The following is a 17936-nucleotide window of genomic DNA, read 5'->3' as shown; positions in this document are numbered from 1 at the left end:
TCCGACACCCGATAAACCAACAGCACGGGTTAACTGTGCATCTTCAACACGCCACGGAGCCCAAAACTCTAATGGGCAGCGTATTGCACCATAAAACAACTCACGTCCTTCGGTAGCAAACGACAAAATATTAGGCACAAACAACTGCGGTACGGCGTTTTCGTAAATGCTGTGTACTTCGTGGGCACCATCTAACCAAGTTACTGATGGGCGAATAGGTGTTTTTGCTTCACCCACCACAACCGGAATACCGTTAATTAGTAATACAACGTCAGGTATTTTGGTTTCTCTGTGGTGAATACGAAACTGGTTAGTTACCACATAATCGTTTCGAGTTAAGTCTTCAAAATCAATTAGCTTAACCGGTACATGACGATTGTTTTCACCAAACGGCATGGTCTTTTCGCCTGTCATCCAGGCAAAAAACTCTTCGTTGGCTTTAACTAAACCAACCTGATTTACCGAAATTAAAATAGCACGGAGTTTATGTATTACTTCATCCGCCAAGTTTGGATTAGATTCAATCTCAGGATTAAGACGAATTAACGCCTTAACTAATTGCGATTCAACCAATACCTCATTAACACCACGACCTAACTCTTCTAGCGACTGGAATTGCCATTTAACACCAAAAGTGGGTTGCGGCTCTGAAACTTGGTTAGCGTTTAAGTTAACGCCACTCATTTGATGGATGATGTAGTGCTCCACACTATTTAATTCGGTAAATCCCATACCTAAAACACCTGATTAATTAAAAATTTAAAAAGCTTTTCTGAAGCTTTAATTTCTGAATCTAATTTATTTTTTGAGTTAATTAATTTATTTGATTGCAACGAAATTTCCGCAATCTGATTAGAATCAGGGACCGGAATTGTCATATTATAAAAAAGGCTCGGCTCGACACGTTTATGGCTATTACTTGTCCCTTGAATAAGTTTCCCTACCTTATTATTAAACTGAGGTGACGTTAAGTAAGCTTCTAAATAGCTCTTAGTTAATTCATTTGTCGGACGAAGTGGCAACCACTCTGTAGATCCTAGTTTAATCTGGCTATCTCCTTTCACCGACCAAACTTTAGGTGGAATAGGATTTAATTTACTGAACAAAATTACATCTTCATTTATTAATATCTTATTACTTTTTATTGAGTTAGCTTTTACCACTTCAGGTTTTTTACTTTCAATAAGGGAAGGAAGACTGTAATGAAGAACTTCTTCTTCACCTAGTGAATCAGGCTTTACTGACTTCAATTTACTTTGATATAAATCTTTAAGTTTAATTTTTACAGAATGGTTTTCATCGACCTTGTCAACAAATCCTTTAATAAGTACCTTTTCCAAAACCTTTGTTTTTTCATGCAAATAATCAGTACTACTTAGGTGCTCTTCCATAAGCTTTAATAAATTCGAAATTCGGTTTTGTTCTTTTAAAGGTGGAATAAGCACTTCAAGCTTTGCTATGTCTCTCCATCTAACATGAGGGTTTGTAGAACCAATAATTGAAGAAATTGCATGTTCATAAAAGTAGTTACTATGAAATAAATACTTTATAAACTCCAAAGTAACAAGATCTTCGTTAGGTATAAGTGTTAACGTTTTTTCGCCACATATCCCATCAAATTCAGCTACTACAGCTCTTTTTAAATGAGGGTTTCTTGTAGGATATAGTATCTGGCCTTTTCTGAATATCTTATAAAAAGTTGGCGGAAGTTCATCACCAGCTTCTTGAGAAGCCCATCGTTTCACTCGAAAGGTCTCTGCATCTAAATGCTCCACTTTTAAAAATCTATCAAAATTTTTAGAAGCATTCTCTTTGTCATTTTCTTCATTCTTCACCAGTAGCTCACCTAGCTGGTATCTATCCCACTGAGTTTTATCTAAACTTAATTCCATCTGCCAGCCTCAACATTACTTATTAAATCACTGATAGAATCACAACTTTCAATTCTCGAACTTTCCCAATGAGAATAGATTTCTTCAAAACATAAGCTTGACTCAGATATATATCTTTTTGATTTTAAGTAGTTAGTTACTAATAAAGATGCATCGTTCTCTAAAATCTCTTCATTAGTCACAACTTTTGCAAAACCCTCTATATCCTTATAGGAGCTGTACGCTTCATAGATTTTATTGATATGATGTTCTAGCAAATAGGAGATATTTTTCTCTTCTTTAACTTCATCAAATGCATTTATAAAGAGAACTTTCCCTTTCTTTTTAGATTCCTTGTTTGTTCGTCTAATCAGTAGGGCCGATTCCATAGATGAGTTATAAAAAAGATTCTTTCCAAGAGCTATTACGCAATCGATCGTATCCGTTTCGATCATATTTCTTCTAATGCTCTTTTCGTTATCACGAAACAAAATTCCGTGAGGCCAAAGCTGAACACAACGACCATTCTCATCTTCCATACTTTTATGAATATGCTGTTCAAAAGCATAATCCGCACAGCCTTGTGGTGGCGTGCCCCATAAATTACGCCCATAAGGATCATTTTCAAATGCGCCACGATCCCATGATTTAATCGAGTACGGTGGGTTAGCTAGAATGACATTAAACTTTTTAAGTTCATCATTTTCTAACAAGCCTGGATTAGACAAGGTATTGCCACGCACAATATCGAACTCTTCAATGCCATGCATAAACATGTTCATACGAGCAATGGCTGAAGTTAATAGGTTAATCTCTTGGCCGTATAATTTAAGGGTGCGGTATTCTTTGCCTTCGTCTTTAAGGTGTAAAGCACAGTTAAGTAATAAACCACCTGAACCACAGGTAGGGTCGTACACTGACTCACCTGGTTGTGGGTCCATTATCATGGTCATTAATTTAACCACGGTACGGTTGGTATAAAACTCTGCTGCGGTATGACCGCTATCATCAGCAAACTCTTTAATTAAATATTCGTAAGCATTACCTAACTTGTCGTCAGGTACATTTTTTAAGTTAAGTTTGTGCTGTGAGTAATGCTCAATAAGGTTAGTAAGCATGGCATCGGTAAGTCGGTCTTTATTGGTCCAGCTGGCATCGCCAAAAATACCGTCTAGGGTATCGGGGTTGGCTTTTTCAATGGCACGCATGGCATTTTGTAGTGCTAAACCAATATTTGTAGTAGTTTCGCGTACATCGTTCCAGTGTGCGCCTTCAGGGATTATGAAGTTATGGTTTTCTGCAAAGGCGGCATATTCTAAATCGCCATCACTTTCTGCGAGTGCGTTTTCAAACTCTTCGTCGTATACATCTGATATACGTTTAAAGAACATAAGCGGGAAGATGTACTGCTTGTAATCACCGGCATCTATTGTACCTCTGAGAGCTGTAGCTGCACCCCAAAGGTATTTTTCTAATTCTTGTTGGGTCATCATGCTGATGGCTCCTCAATAAGCAAACTTGTTTCAAACGCTGTATAAATACGCTTAATTAAATTAGCTAATGGCGTTATGTCGCTGTGATTAATATCTAACTGCGACAGTTTATTAAACGGTATTCTAATTTTAATTTGATAACCAAAGGCAATGTTAAACAGTGTTCTGTTTGAATTTATGATTTTATCTTGCCACTGGCATTCGCTTTTCCAGTCTGAGCTTATGTGGTCGTTTAATAGAGCCTCAATGGTGTTCCATGACTCCCTTTTAACTCTACCAGTGTATTTATTAAAGTTTTGTTTAGTGTATAGAGGCTTTTTAAAGTCGCTATCGCTAAGCCACAGGCCTGTTATGTATGATTGCCCCATAATTTTGATATGGTAGCTTTTTTTTGTGCTGTAAAACTGTTCATCTATATTTAGCTGGGTATTAAACTGCGGCTCATTTTGAAAAATGTCATACCCTTGGCCTTTGGTATTACCAGGGTAAATATCGACAATTAAGTCACCGGTGTTCGCGTCTATATTAAATAGCAGTTCATTAGCCCACCTTTTAGTAAATGTGGTGCCTAACCTATCTCGGTATGCTAACTTTTCTACCTTGGTATGCTCATCACAAAACTTTATAAGTGCTGACTCAATTCGTCTGGAAATTGATTTTGCATTAATGGTTTTTAAAGAGCCTATTGGTGTTTCTGGTAGCCAACTAAAATTATGCTCTTTTACTAATTGGATAAAATCACTAAGGAACCTATTTGTATTGGCGGTAGTTTTTTCGAAACTGGCAACTTTAACTGCTATCGCCATTAGCTTTTTCCAGTTCAAATCAACTGGTGTAATTGCTTGTTTGTTGTCTTCAAGGCGCTTGCTTTGATTAGTGAATATATTAAGTATTTGGTTATACAGTTGCGAAGTACAGTCGATGTTGTCTCTTTTAGCTTCTATAACAATTAAAATATTGTTTATGGTGATTACCATGTCGCAAATAGGGTCGTATTCCGCGTTATGAGTTTGCTGCCTAAAGTCAGACAAAGCGCTTTCACTTAACGACACAGCAAAAACCTGCTCAAACTCTTGTATTTGGCTGGTTCTTTTTTGTATTTCTATTTGTACCTCTGTATCCCCGTCGAGATCTTCAAATAACCGATTATACAATCCTGAGTTGCTAATAACGGCTTTTAGCACCTCATGAAAAAATAATGCGTCTTCTTGCAAGCATATTGCTAAAGCCCTGGTTAGATCGTTCTCTAACTGGTAACTACGGTTGTCTTTAGCGTATGTTTTAAAAATATTTAAATGCTTATTCATTTACAAAAACCTTTTTAAAACAGCTTTAAACTTCTCTTCAGCTTCCTGGCTTGCTTGCCAGGCTTGTTTTAAATCGGCCATTGCTTCTTCTACTGATGGTAGATTGTCTTCAATTATTTTTTCAACATATAGCGGTATGTTTAAGTTAAAGTCGTTTTCTTTTAGCTCGTCCATTGAAGCAACTTTGACGTAGTTTTCTACATCTTGATAGTTGTGATACCAGTCGTAAATTTGTTGAACGTGGTTTGGTTCTAGGAAGTTTTGTGCACGGCCTACACGAATTTGGTCTGATGCATCTATAAACAGTACTTTGCCTTTTTTATCGGCAGGTTTATTTTGCTTAAACACCATGACACAAGCAGCTAACTGTGTGCCGTAGAACACGTTAGGCCCTAAACCGATAACCGCTTCTAGCATATCTTGTTCAAGTAACTGCTTACGTATTTTACCTTCGGCGGCTTTTCTAAATAATGCACCATGCGGTAGTACTACTGTCATGCGGCCGGTGCTGTTCATGGATTTAACCATGTGCTGCACCCACGCCATATCACCATTGCCCTTTGGTGGTACACCGGCAATATTTCGGCCGTATGGGTCGTTAGCCCAATTTTCAGCGCCCCAATCCTTTAATGAGAACGGTGGGTTGGCTATTACACAATCAAAGGTTTTAAGACCATCTGCTTCAAAAAAAGCCGGGTTACGCAGTGTATCGCCACGTAATATTTCAAAGTCTTCTATGCCATGTAAAAACATGTTCATACGGGCAATAGAGCTAGACGTTAGATTTTTTTCTTGGCCGTAAAGTTTTAGAGTACGGTAATCTTCGTTGTTATGTTTTAGGTTATCTACACACTCAAGCAACATACCACCTGTACCACATGCAGGGTCATAAACAGTTTCGCCTTCGTGTGGGTCTAAAATCATCCCGAGCAAATGCACTACTGAGCGAGGGGTATAAAACTCACCCGCTTTTTTATTGGTTAAATCGGCAAAGTGTTTTATAAGGTATTCGTAAGCATTACCCAGCATATCAGGATCAACATTTTGGTTGCCTAATATGTACTGTGAAAAGTGTTCCACTAAGTCGATGAGCAAGGCATCAGATAGCTTATTTTTATTGCTCCACTGGGCATCACCAAATATACCGTACAGGTATTCTTGGTTAGCTTGCTCTATGCCTCGTAAGGCGCTTTCAATCGCGGCACCTACGTTGGTGGTTGTTTCACGAATATCTTGCCAGTGGCAGCCTTGTGGGATTTCAAAGCGGTGCATCTCAGGCAATGCCGCGTATTCTTTATCGCCATCTGACTCTTCAAGTGCTAAGCGGTACTCCTCGTCGTACACATCAGATATACGCTTAAAGAAAAGTAGCGGGAATATGTATACTTTAAAGTCGGAAGCATCTACTGGCCCTTTTAAGATCCAGGCTGCCTTTGAGAGGTACTGCTCTAGCTGTGAGAGCGTTATTTTTTCCATTATTAAATCTCGTTGTATTTAACTTGCGATAAGCTGAGGGTTTCTAGGCTAGATTATACATTAATGAGCAGAGTAGTTGATGGAAGCTTAATAAATACAGTGGCATGGTTTGTTGCTCATATCCATATTAAGCTTTACTGACTCAATCTAACGCTAAACAATCCTTTATTACTGGTAGAGTAAAACAAACTTAATAAATTGAACACTCCTAAGTCAATTTATTAGTTATCCCTTACTTACAGCAGAACTTATACACACCAAAATTAAATATTATTTGTAACGTTATTGGTTACTTATGAAATATCGCTGTTGACAACGCCTGTTATTTTAAGACATCATATTCGTGGTGCTTAAAAGGGCGCCTCCCCACCCCAAAGGGAAATCTCCTCAGGAGAACCTAACTATTCAAATTTAACGTTTTTTTCGTCATTGTTTTTGGTGAGGGGTGCACTTTGTTCAATGGCTTTGAGGAGAACGTCATGTCATATACAAATTCAAATTTAATTGCACACGTTAAAAAGCGAGCAAAGAAACTACATAAACAAAATCGCGATAAACAAAACTCAGAAAAAACACTCTCACAATGCTTAGAAGAGTGCTCACAGGATTTAGGCTATCGTGATTATCACGATTTAATGCAGCAAGCTAATTCGTTGAATAGCAATGCCGTATCCAGTACCTGCTTAATCGATAAATACCCAGAGCTTATTAATAAAGCATTTAATAACTGTATAACAAAAGAGCCAAAAGAAGAGCTTATAGCTAAGTTTTGGGATTTACTGCGTACCCCAATTAATAATGAATCGTCACTAGAAGATATTGAGAAATTAACACGGTGGGGAATTAATAAAGAAACATTGAAGGATTATGGATACTCTTGTCTTGAAAGCAAAAAAACTCAGTACGAAGATTTAGGCTACTTATTGTTGGCGATGGGTCATTACTTCAGGTCTGTGATGGATAACTGTAGGTACCAAATTGCTGAACACCCTAAATTTACTGATTACTTTGGTCTTTGGCTTCGCTCTATGTATCCAAACTCAAACAGTGAACAAAATAGCTCAACAGTACTCAGCGAATTAAAACAGTTTTATACGTTTAATGAAAACGAGGAGTTATTTAAAAGCGCCACCAGCTGGGCGCCAAAGTGGTGGCTTAAGGAGCAAGGCCGTATTTAAGCTTTTAAGCTTAATATTGAAGTAATAGATCTAATAGAGGGGTAAGCTTGGCCTACCCTTCTATATATTAATAATCGAGCTGCTAAGGCTTTTAACACAAGTAAAGGTTTACCTAATACTAGTACAACTTAATCTATCTAAATTAAAATGATTAGGTGACTACATCAGCCTACCCCCTTTCACCTATTCTTTCCATTATCCAATCATCCACTTCAGACTCAACCCAAGCCACTGACTTAGCACCTAACGATACTTGCTTAGGAAAAGTACCCTCAGAAATAAACTTATAGATACTCGAGTGACCCAGTGATGTTTTTGCCATCACTTCTTTCAGTTTAATTAAACGCATGGAATTTCTCCGGTTAGTTATTAGTACATAACCTTTCCGGGGCAGTATTTTTTTACGCCTTCCAAATGAAAAACTTACACATATACATCACTAACTTGCATAAACCACTTAAGAGGAATTAATAATGCAAGGTCAACAGTCGTTATATGAATTCAAGCATCCGGTAAATGATAAACAGATACTAGAAGCTGCTGCCTACATCATCGCTCAAAAGCAGTTTAGAGATGGTTTACTCAATAGCCCTAATGATTGCGAAGAGTACTTGAAATATAAACTAGCAATACATGAGCATGAGGTTTTTGCCGTACTTTTTTTAGATAGCCAAAACCGCATACTAGAGTTTAAAGAACTCTTCAGAGGCACTATTAACGCTGCTAGCGTTTACCCTAGAGAAGTTGTCAAAGAGGTTTTAGAGCTTAATGCAGCATCCGTTATATTGGCGCATAACCACCCTTCAGGCGTTACCACCCCATCTCAAGCAGACAAGCTCATTACAACCAAGTTACAGCAGGCACTTAACCTAATAGATGTATCAATACTTGATCACATCATCATTGGCGAAAGCACGTATTCATTTGCTGAGCATGGCTTAATTTAAAAGGAGTTAAATATGGCGTTAAAAATAGAGCAAGTAGCAGGCTTAAAAGTGCCTGACTCTTTTATTGGTGTGATTGTAAGCGCAGTTGCTAATAGAGGTGATTCTGTAGGAACAGCTAAGGCGGTTACACTTAACTTTAGAGATCCAGATTACAGCCCTGAAGCTGGAGGCTTTCACCCTGTAGAGATAAGGCTAGAAAAGCAGACCACCAGTTGGCAGCTGGTTTATATTACTGATTTCTCGTATCAGGGCCATTATACGCCTGAATTGATAAAAGAAATTGATGTGTGCTTTAGCATTAAGCAAATTTTTCACTATTTAGTTGGTTGGTTAACTGCTAAAGAAGGTTAAGAGCTATTAGACCTATTCATTTCAAACTTTGTTGAATACTACAACACAGGTTGCTATCAGGTAACCATTACGACTGAGTAACGGGAGGCATTTATGGCTGAAGTACAAGCAGTTAAAGACCTTGATACAGTAAGGCTCGTTAGCTATTTACTAGAAAAGCGTTGCTCAAGACAAATGAGCCAGATATGGAATATTGGCTTAAACCTCGCACTTAGAATATCTGACTTACTTGCAGTGAAGTTTACTGACATAAGTAACAATAGATTGATTATTTATGAGTCGAAGACCTCGAAATTAGCTGAAATAAAGCTAAATGATAAGGCGCTTACCTTGATCAACGAAATTAAACTAACTCATCCACACCACATCTACTTATTTCAATCATACCGCAATCAACAAGCGATTAATTCAAAGCCTAGACCGCTATCACGCAGAGCTGTCACAAAAGCATTTGCGCTAGTAGGTGAAGAACTAAATATTCATTTGGGGACTCACTCTATGCGTAAAACACGCGGTTATCACTTGTATCAGAAAACCCATGACATCGCCCGAGTAATGAAAATGCTCCGCCATAGCTCCGAAGCAACCACACTTCGTTACATAGGTATAACACAGGAGGAAATAGACAAAGACTTTGAAGAACTAGAGCTATAAACCTTAACAGCGCCATTCTGGTGCTCGTGATACTTAACTAAAAGGAAAACATTATGTCTTTAAATAAAGCCGTTTCGTGCGGCTTAGTCGGAAATGAGTTATCAAAACAGATAACTGGCAGTAGTGACTCTAGCGTAAGCAGAACAGCTGTGGCTATAGGCTCCGGCGCAGCCGCTGGAGCACTTACATCTGGCGCAGTAGTAATTGGTGCTGGTGTTGCGTCTGCGCCTGTTACAGTCCCTCTAGCTGTTGCTGGAGGGATAGTTGCTGGCATTGCTAGTTTGTTTGATTAGTCAAATACGAGTGCTCTAAATGAGCACTCTTTTGAAGTGTAATAACACCGTTTATTTTTAGGTTCTCATAATGGTATTTTGGGAACTTGCCAGCCCTTATATAATAAGGGCTTGAGCTTATTTAGCTAGTTGAGGGTCTCAAAAGCTCGTTAAAACGAAATATGAGAAGCACAGGTCTTAATTAGAATATTACCTCTGACTATAACGAAAAAATTGCAACCCTAAACCATACTATTTGGTATTCGGTTTTAGAAAGTAACTTCGTTGATAAAAGATATTGTCATTCTTGAATGAAATTGGAGCTATTTGTATCAAGATAGTAATAATCTCGCTATAGGAATGAGCAAGCTGACTTACTCAATCAATAGTTGAAAACGACGCACTTGCTCTGACTTTAAATATTCAAATAAACGAAGCTTTAACTCTCAATATTAATTTTGCAGGCATAATGTGATACCGCACCTTATTAAAACGGCACAAACTAGTAATGTAGCTAAAAGTCAGGGAAAAGATATCATTTTTCTAGAAGATACCTAACCTACGAAAATGGTTTGAGTGAACTAAAAGTAGTGAAGAAACTAAACTTGCGGATGCACTTGAAGCTAAACTTCTGAAAATAAAATTCTTTTTAAAGCCTCAGCAGAATGTGAAGAAGATCTACCTCGGCAATGTAACTGATATAGAGGCCTAGATAGCATTCCACCTTTGACTTGACTCAAGCGCTTTAACTTTTTTAGTTGCACTAAATCTTCTGTGACCACATTTGGCAATATGGCTATTCCCATTCCTTGTGCGACTGAGCGAGCTATAGCTTCATTACTCCCTAGTTGCATACTATTGGTAACTTTTATACCTTGCTTTTCTAACATTTTAACTGACATTTCACGTGTTCCAGAACCTGGCTCACGGAGTAACCAAAACTGTTGGTTAAGCCATTCATTTAAATTAGGGCTAGGCTTAAAATGAGGTGGGGTAACGACACTCATCAAATCATCTTGCCAGTGTCTAGGTACTATCTTTTTTTCTGTTGGTGTCCCTTCAACAAGAGCCAAGTCAATAGAGCACTCAAGCAACGCATGTTCAATTTTTTCCGTATTTTCGACCTTCACTTCAACTTTTATATTTGGGTAAGCACTACAGAACCTAGCTAAGTAAGGTGGTAACCAATAACTTGCAATTGTAGTGCTAGTACCAATGACAATTGTGCCACGCTTTAGTCCGGTACGTGACTTTATATCGTCTATTGCCGTCTTTTCAATAGCAAAAATATTACGAGCATGTTCATATAAAGCAACTCCGCCCTCAGTTAATGCGAGTTTTCTCCCTTTGGTGGCACGTTCGATAAGTTTAAGACTTAATTGATGCTCTAGCTCTTTTAACGCTTTAGATACCGCTGGCTGACTAATGAAAAGAGTTTCTGCCGCACCCGAGAAGCTTTGCAATTTCGCTACAGTATAGAAGACTCTCAATGCGTTCAAGTTCATAAGATAACCTTAAGTTATTAAATCATAAAATTAATGTATTGGAGTTATATTTTGGGTCTTTCTAAAATGCAGTCAAGTAAATAAAGCAATTTATTGAAGGACGTTTATGTTGTTCTATACGCGGTGTCTATTTAAATCCCAAACAAAAAAACTCACAGATAGTCGATGGTGGTTGGGCCTAATGTTGGTAATTACATTAGCAAGTATATCAATAGCCCTAAGTAAACTTTCCGTTTTGCAAAATGCACAAGTTAGTTCACTCACTATTGGAATTATCCTCGGCATCATAGTAGGAAACAGTTTGTTTTCCCGTATCGCAACTCATACTGATATTGGAGTAGACTACGCAAAAAGCTTCTTACTTAAAGCTGGCATCATTTTATTTGGCTTTAGAATTACATTCTCACAAATAACAGAAATTGGTTGGTTAGGGCTAGTTATTGATTTAGCCATATTACTAGGTACATTTATCCTAGCAATTCAGTTAGGTAAACGTTTATTTAAACTTGATGAGCAAACAACTATTCTTATTGGTGCTGGGAGCTCTATTTGTGGTGCTGCAGCAATAATGGCAACAGAACCAGTTATTAAAGCACAAGCACATAAAGTATCTATTGCGGTCGCAACAGTCGTTGTATTTGGAACCCTAAGTATGTTTACTTACCCCTTAATGTTTGAATATATAGGGTTGAGTGAATACGAATACGGTATTTTTGTTGGTTCAACCATTCATGAAGTAGCTCAGGTAGTTGCTGCGGGTACCGCTATTAGTGCAAATGCAGCCGACACGGCAGTAATTGAAAAAATGTTAAGGGTAATGATGCTTGCCCCATTTTTGTTTGGTTTATCATATTGGCAAAAACGAAAGGATACAAAGAAAAACTATAACTTAGAAAAATCTTCAGGCCTATCAATTCCTTGGTTTGCGGTTTACTTCATTTTAGTAAGTGGATGTAATTCACTAATTAACCTATCTCAGAGTACAACAAACAATATTGTGTGGTTTGATAATATATTACTCACTATCGCCATGGTGGCATTGGGACTACGAACTCACATTGGGGCAATTCGTCAAGCTGGAATAAGACCCCTACTTTTGGGAAGTTGTTTGTTTATATTTTTAACGTTAGGCGGTTTCGGAATTAACACTGGAGTAAAAGCACTTTTATAGTTGGGTTCAACTACAGGCGGATCGTTAAAAGTGCAAAATATGATTAGTCTGATCTTGCTTCCTAGTCGTTAGCGAGTAGACGTGAAATCTCTCTCAAATACAGTAATAAAAATTTACTACATGATTTTTTAAGAGGAGCGCTTGACCGCACCTGCGAAGGCAAAATTTAGCGGCCAAGCGATAAACTGTTATGAATGTTTATGGTTGAGAATTCAGCTCAATTGGAGAGAAAAAATCAGAAATAGGAGGTTTAGCTGTTTCATTGGGCCAAAGTATATTCTCTACTTGTTTGCTCTGCTCCCAATGAACAAAGTCAGGAGCTTTGTCTATTTTCGCCTTTTTAATATTGGCACCAGAAGCGCTACTCAAATTATCAGCAACACTTTCAACAAAAGATAACACGTTTGGCTCATCAGTTGCTGCATTATAGTATGCAATCAAAACCCCATTGAAGAAAACAGCTTTATCACCGTCTTCCGCAGAAATTGAACATAAATCCATAGTTACTCCAGCTCATATATTTTTGCCAAAGCTATCATATGCATTAAATCGCGCCTGATTCTGGGAAAAAGGTTTAAATTTAACTAATAATTGATGTAATCACATAGACCGCGAGCCTAAAAGAAACTTCTTGGTTGTAATGTGGAATATTCACATCTAAAATTACTGTTTATTTGTACAGTATTTGTGATTATGCTTAGCAAACTTACCCCTTCAACCACAGAATTACCTATTGCAGACTTTTCAGTTGCTGCAGGTTTCCCCAATCCATGCGAAGATCACCTATCCGACTCAATCAGTTTAGATGAGCTCCTAATTAAGCGCCCTAGTAGTACATTCCTATTCAGGGTGTCAGGCAACAGCATGTCCCCAGACATTACTGACGGCTCGATAATAGTTGTAGATAGGTCAGTAACAATTAAAACTGGACGAATCGTATTAGCTACATTAGACAACGAATTTGTTGTGAAAGAACTACAATTAAAAAACAACAAAGCCGTTTTTATTAGTAAAAACCCCGACTTCGAGCCAATTGAAATTGATATCGATGAAAACAATGACTGGGATACTCATGTAGTCTGGGGCGTTGTCACTGGTTTAATCAAGATATTTTAATTATGTGGGTTCTTTGCGACATCAATGCTGCTTACGTTTCGTTTTGCCAACTCTTTAACCCCCAATACGACTTTGATAAAACCCCTCTTGGCGTTCTTAGTTCTAACCAGGGCAATGTTGTAGCTCGAAATCAAGCTATCAAAGATTTAGGTATCAAAATGGGAGAGCCAGCATTTAAAGTTAAACAACTGGTGGCTGCGCATGGTGGTCACTTGTGGGGGAGTAATTTCACGCTGTTTGGTGATTTGAGTAACCGTTTTCATACCGAGTTAGAGTACTTCCTATTCGATACAATACGATACTCTGTTGATGAATGCTTTGGGCGCATCGATATAAACTTTACAAAAGATATAAAAGACTACGCACACACCATACAGAGGACACTTAAGAGGAACTTAGGTATTAGTTGTGGCTTGGGTATATCTCAGACAATGACACTAGCGAAACTTGGAAGTCACTGCGCCAAAAAGAAAGAGTGGAAAGAACACACCAATGGTGTGGTTGTATTAGATTCACAATACAAAATTGATTGGGCTCTCAAACATACTCCTGTAGAGGATATTTGGGGGGTTGGAAGTAGAACTACTAAAAAGCTAAATAAATTTGGAATCTATACGGGGTATGACCTTAAAAATGCCGACATTAGTTGGATCAAAAAGACGTTCACAGTTGTTCTTGCCCGTACTGTGGAAGAGTTACGAGGAAAATCTGCGGTTGAATTGAAAGATGTAAACGACTCTCGCGATAGAATTTGCGTATCTCAGAGTATGGGAAAACCGGTGATAGAGCTTACGGAGCTTTCTGAAGCTGTTACAGCACATGCAACAAAGGCTGCGTTTAAACTTCGTCGATTTAAATCTTACACATCGGCAATAACAATATTCATCCACACAGATTCATTTAGACAGGCAGAGCCGCAGTATCATAAGTCACAATCAATTAAACTACCCTACCCCACCGCGGATACATCAACACTGGTGTCTTATGCAAGCTTTGCATTAAAAGCTATTTATAAGAAGGGGTTTAAATACAAAAAAGCTGGCGTTATTTTTGAAGAACTTTCATTACACGATGATATGCAACAACTTGAACTGTTATCTGAGACTTTACCACTGAATATTAGCTCAAAAACGTTGGTCATTGATGAGATAAATAGAAAATTTGGACGTAGTGCAATAAAGCTCGCAAGTGAAGGGTTCTCTCAGTCTTGGCGGCCTAAAGATGATTTAGCACCTTTGAGTTATACAACAAAACTTTCAGATTTACCTATTGCGAAAGCATAAAGATTATTTAGAAGAACCCTACCAAGGTATAAACCCCAGAGTAAATAAAATAACCCAACCCAATTGAAAGAATGGTAATGTTAAAAGCCAACATGAATAGCTTAAAATTATGCGATAAATCGGGCATTTCCATGATGCACCTACAGTGTTTTTTAATGTTATTAAATCATGTATAGCAGACTATCTTAAATAATTCCTTAAATAAAGGTACAAATATGCACGAAATACCGGTCCCATTTGGTATCAATAACTCAGGCCATTTAATTGCAGCTCAATCGATTCAAGTGGGCGGAACCTATACTTGTCCATATTGTGGTGAAGCGCTTTTGTGTGATTTGTCTTCTATGCAAAATAAGATGCTCATCCACCCAGAAACCAATAACTGCAACAGCCTAAGTGATAGCTATAAGAAAGCCAAAAAACTAATTAAAGATGTCATCTTAGAAAACAAAAAGGCTGAGACAACAATACAGATCCATCAAAATTGCTATCAATGCCTCAAAGAAATACAAAGAGATATAAAATATTGTACATTTGAAGGGGTTCAAACTGATTATTACTACCATGACTCAGTATGTGATGTGATTGGGCAATTTAGCTATAAAGGACAGTCAATCTATTTGGGCATCGAAATTGTATCTGAACAAGAGCAAGACTGGAGACCATATAGCATTTCAAATGGTTCGGCATTAAGAAGCTGGATCAAACTAAAAGCCTCTGACGTTCTTAAAGATCCATACAATTGGCGACCTCTAAACTCAAAGCTATCACCAAGGCTTTGCCAATCATGCAGCAATACCAGCAAGAAAGGCTCTAAAATAATTGCTGTTGCAGATAAGTACTCAATTCCTAGAGAGCTGTACACAACTGCTCGCAAATCCCCTGATAAGCCGTTCATAGCCGACATTGAAACTTGCTATAGATGTTCAGAAGTAATCCCTGTGTTTTGGTGGTTAGGGACGCCATTTTGCGAAGATGAACCACCATTTCCGCGCCCTTATACAATTGAGCTGAGATTTTCCAAGCAATACGGCGGTAAATACTGGGCAAACACTTGCCCTAACTGTAAATCAATACAAGGTGATAACCATCTCCATGTATTTGAAACAGCGCAATTCAAAGATTTACTATCACCTAAAGTTAAAAGCAGGGAGTCTAATGCTATTAGCATGCTCATGGAGCGTACCAAGCTATTCTATTAGTGCGCTAGCTATGGGCGCAGCACTTCACTAATGAAAGGCATTAGTAGGAAGCGTATAGCCGCGTATTCACACACTAAATAAAGCAGCCCTAAAGCCAGGCTAAAGTTAAAGCATAAAATTATGAATATAATCGCGGTGAGTAAGAGGAAAGCTAATAAAATCATAGCTAAGAAGTTAGGGTTTTGAATTAGCCTGTATATAAACACTTTCATGGTGTTAACTGCCCAATTCTTCAAAGTCTATCAATTCTCCCGTATATGTATCCTTTACAACCCCATTTTCAACGGTAACGAAGATAACATTATTCAACCCACTCTTCTTGGTAATACGGATAGACGCATATGACGAAACTAGTTTTTTAACTGTATCTTCAAGCGTCTTAACATCACTTAATTTGACGTCATCATGCCCAATTCGTTTTAAAGTAAACATTCGATTACGACTCCTTTGATTGTGATGTGAGTGCCAAGCAGACATGCAAACGATGGCTCTCCCTATCATTGCTATACCAGCCACAAAGCCTATGAACGTCACAAATAGCAGTATGAAATCAGTTTTACCTGTCATACAAAACAGATAAGCATAGAAAGCTCCTGCACTAAAAAACATCAAACCCAAACACAGCTCAAATAAATTAAGCCATCGCTCGGCCATTGAGTATTGCTGACTATCCATAGAAAACACCAGATAATTAATAACTGACGACCATCCTATGCTATCCAGTAAATCGCGCTTAACAGCGTGAAAAAATCAAAATTTATAAGAAAAACAGGCTTTTTTAAGAAGAATTTGAGATATTATTTTAAGCATTAAAAATTAGCTCATGCTTTAATTTTTGCTTTACCATCTAAAAATTAAAGCATACACTATAAAAAACACATTCAGTAAGGTTCACAATGACTATCTCTAAAGTAGAAGCTACCGATATCTCGTTTGACGAGCTAAAAGAAGGTTCAGAACTGTACATCCAACGCCGTAATAGACGCCTTCTAAATAACCACCGCAAAGAGCTTAGAGTGTTTACTAAAGCTGAAGCAGTGGCGTACTTAGATATTGATGCAAGAACGTTAGATAAGTACTGCAAAGCTCTAAAAATTAACCCAAGAAGACATGAAGAGAGTCAGTGGTTATTGGATATCGAAGAGGTCTACAAAGTACGAGATTCACTTCCGGATGAACTTAAAAAACAATTACCATTTGTTCGCAGTGAAAGCCAAGACCTACAAGTTATAGTTGTTCAAAATCAAAAAGGCGGTGTTGGTAAGACTGTTACTGCAGCGACAGCTGCATCTGGTTTGGCAACTGAGTTTCATCAAAACTATCGTGTTGGCTTAATTGATATGGATGGCCAAGGCACTTTATCAATGTATTATGCCCCTGAATCAGCACAAGAAGGCTGCTTATCTGTTGGTGACTTAATCATGGGGAACTATGAGCTTGATGAAAACGAAACGCTAAAAGAAGCTATCAGTGAAGCGTTCTTGCCGACCACTATTCCTAACTTGCGTATTTTACCAGCTTCACAATCAGATCGAGCAATTGAGGGCTGGTTTCATGAAGCAGTATTCAACCAGCAACTAAGCTCTCCTTACTCAATACTGCACGACATCATTGAACAAGTTAAAGATGAATTCGATATCATTATCATAGATACGCCTCCATCATTAGGCTACGCGACATACAACGCTTACTACGCTGGTACGAGTGTTATTTTCCCATTATCTGTTACCGAAAATGATATTGATGCTACGTGCTCATATTTTAGTTATATCCCGCAAGTATGGACGCTACTAAAAAATGCAAAACACCCGGGTTATGACTTTATGAAAATACTGCTTACAAATCATAAAGAGAGTTCAACCACTACTGATTTACAGAACAACCTTTATGATAGTTTTTCAACTTACCTTTACTCAACAGAGTTCAACAATAGTGAAGCTGTGAGACAAGCTTCATCATTACTATCAACCGTATTTGATATGTCTAAAAGTGAATACCCTAAAACCAAGATGACTTTCCAGAATGCACAACAAAATGGATATGAAGTTACCAGCCAACTACACCGCGATATTCAAAAAGTGTGGCGCGAACAAGAGAAGGAGCAATAAAA

Annotated in this window: 19 protein-coding genes; 10 read left to right on the top strand and 9 right to left on the bottom strand. The window is 38.0% G+C overall.

Annotation, left to right across the window (positions count from 1 at the left end):
* The 5 genes from JIG37_RS18445 to JIG37_RS18425 form a co-directional block, all read right to left on the bottom strand.
* A partial coding sequence (locus JIG37_RS18445; RefSeq protein ID WP_244664413.1) for a type I restriction endonuclease occupies positions 1-732 on the bottom strand: 732 nt, incomplete at its 3' end.
* A 2-nt stretch (positions 733-734) separates the two neighbouring features.
* Positions 735-1892 (bottom strand): restriction endonuclease subunit S, encoded by a 1158-nt coding sequence (locus JIG37_RS18440; RefSeq protein ID WP_199530034.1) that lies wholly within the window; start codon positions 1890-1892, stop codon positions 735-737.
* Positions 1883-3364 carry a class I SAM-dependent DNA methyltransferase gene (locus JIG37_RS18435; protein WP_244664412.1) on the bottom strand — a complete coding sequence of 494 codons (1482 nt, stop codon included), beginning with the start codon at positions 3362-3364 and terminating at the stop codon, positions 1883-1885. The genes JIG37_RS18440 and JIG37_RS18435 overlap by 10 nt, the downstream gene beginning before the upstream one ends.
* A complete protein-coding gene (locus JIG37_RS18430) occupies positions 3361-4671 on the bottom strand; it encodes a hypothetical protein (protein WP_199530033.1) in 1311 nt (436 codons plus the stop codon). Before JIG37_RS18430 ends, JIG37_RS18435 begins: the two co-directional genes overlap by 4 nt.
* Positions 4672-6147, bottom strand: a complete 1476-nt coding sequence (locus JIG37_RS18425; RefSeq protein WP_199530032.1) for a class I SAM-dependent DNA methyltransferase — start codon at positions 6145-6147, stop codon at positions 4672-4674.
* A 479-nt stretch (positions 6148-6626) separates the two neighbouring features.
* Between JIG37_RS18425 and JIG37_RS18420 the strand changes: the two genes are divergently transcribed.
* A complete protein-coding gene (locus JIG37_RS18420; protein ID WP_199530031.1) occupies positions 6627-7325 on the top strand; it encodes a hypothetical protein in 699 nt (232 codons plus the stop codon).
* A 169-nt stretch (positions 7326-7494) separates the two neighbouring features.
* On the opposite strand, the gene JIG37_RS18415 is transcribed toward JIG37_RS18420, so the two are convergent.
* Complete coding sequence (locus JIG37_RS18415; RefSeq protein ID WP_199530030.1) at positions 7495-7674, bottom strand: AlpA family transcriptional regulator; 180 nt, start codon at positions 7672-7674, stop codon at positions 7495-7497.
* 124 nt (positions 7675-7798) lie between these two features.
* On the opposite strand from JIG37_RS18415, the gene radC reads away from it, so the two are divergent.
* The 4 genes from radC (at position 7799) to JIG37_RS18395 (ending at position 9570) form a co-directional block, all read left to right on the top strand.
* A complete protein-coding gene (radC, locus tag JIG37_RS18410) occupies positions 7799-8272 on the top strand; it encodes a DNA repair protein RadC (RefSeq protein WP_199530029.1) in 474 nt (157 codons plus the stop codon).
* A gap of 12 nt (positions 8273-8284) precedes the next feature.
* Positions 8285-8623, top strand: a complete 339-nt coding sequence (locus JIG37_RS18405) for a DUF2787 family protein (protein ID WP_244664411.1) — start codon at positions 8285-8287, stop codon at positions 8621-8623.
* A gap of 93 nt (positions 8624-8716) precedes the next feature.
* On the top strand, positions 8717-9277 hold the full coding sequence (locus tag JIG37_RS18400) for a tyrosine-type recombinase/integrase (protein WP_036973950.1): 561 nt from the start codon (positions 8717-8719) through the stop codon (positions 9275-9277).
* 53 nt (positions 9278-9330) lie between these two features.
* Entirely contained in the window at positions 9331-9570 is a 240-nt protein-coding gene (locus tag JIG37_RS18395; RefSeq protein WP_188731686.1) for a hypothetical protein, read from the top strand.
* 602 nt (positions 9571-10172) lie between these two features.
* Here JIG37_RS18395 and JIG37_RS18390 read toward each other — a convergent pair.
* Positions 10173-11054 carry a LysR substrate-binding domain-containing protein gene (locus JIG37_RS18390; protein ID WP_199530028.1) on the bottom strand — a complete coding sequence of 294 codons (882 nt, stop codon included), beginning with the start codon at positions 11052-11054 and terminating at the stop codon, positions 10173-10175.
* A gap of 106 nt (positions 11055-11160) precedes the next feature.
* Between JIG37_RS18390 and JIG37_RS18385 the strand changes: the two genes are divergently transcribed.
* Entirely contained in the window at positions 11161-12225 is a 1065-nt protein-coding gene (locus JIG37_RS18385; RefSeq protein ID WP_188731690.1) for a YeiH family protein, read from the top strand.
* A 198-nt stretch (positions 12226-12423) separates the two neighbouring features.
* Here the strand turns inward: JIG37_RS18385 and JIG37_RS18380 are convergent, their stop codons facing one another.
* A complete protein-coding gene (locus JIG37_RS18380) occupies positions 12424-12726 on the bottom strand; it encodes a hypothetical protein (RefSeq protein WP_036973954.1) in 303 nt (100 codons plus the stop codon).
* Positions 12727-12867: 141 nt separating this feature from the next.
* Between JIG37_RS18380 and JIG37_RS18375 the strand changes: the two genes are divergently transcribed.
* From JIG37_RS18375 to JIG37_RS18365, 3 genes are all read left to right on the top strand, one after another.
* Positions 12868-13341: a S24 family peptidase gene (locus tag JIG37_RS18375; RefSeq protein ID WP_051501970.1), complete on the top strand. Its 474-nt coding sequence runs from the start codon at positions 12868-12870 to the stop codon at positions 13339-13341.
* A gap of 2 nt (positions 13342-13343) precedes the next feature.
* Positions 13344-14624: a Y-family DNA polymerase gene (locus JIG37_RS18370; protein WP_118845455.1), complete on the top strand. Its 1281-nt coding sequence runs from the start codon at positions 13344-13346 to the stop codon at positions 14622-14624.
* Positions 14625-14839: 215 nt separating this feature from the next.
* Complete coding sequence (locus tag JIG37_RS18365; RefSeq protein WP_199530027.1) at positions 14840-15826, top strand: hypothetical protein; 987 nt, start codon at positions 14840-14842, stop codon at positions 15824-15826.
* Between the two features lie 216 nt (positions 15827-16042).
* On the opposite strand, the gene JIG37_RS18360 is transcribed toward JIG37_RS18365, so the two are convergent.
* Complete coding sequence (locus tag JIG37_RS18360; RefSeq protein ID WP_036973957.1) at positions 16043-16501, bottom strand: hypothetical protein; 459 nt, start codon at positions 16499-16501, stop codon at positions 16043-16045.
* 221 nt (positions 16502-16722) lie between these two features.
* Between JIG37_RS18360 and JIG37_RS18355 the strand changes: the two genes are divergently transcribed.
* Entirely contained in the window at positions 16723-17934 is a 1212-nt protein-coding gene (locus JIG37_RS18355) for an AAA family ATPase (protein ID WP_036973958.1), read from the top strand.
* Positions 17935-17936 lie beyond the last annotated feature (2 nt).

Origin of the sequence: Pseudoalteromonas sp. bablab_jr010, assembly GCF_016464105.1 — a bacterium.
Taxonomy (GTDB): domain Bacteria; phylum Pseudomonadota; class Gammaproteobacteria; order Enterobacterales; family Alteromonadaceae; genus Pseudoalteromonas; species Pseudoalteromonas simplex.
The sequence above is the reverse complement of the archived record's forward strand: the minus strand, read 5'-3'. Positions and strand labels throughout refer to the sequence as shown.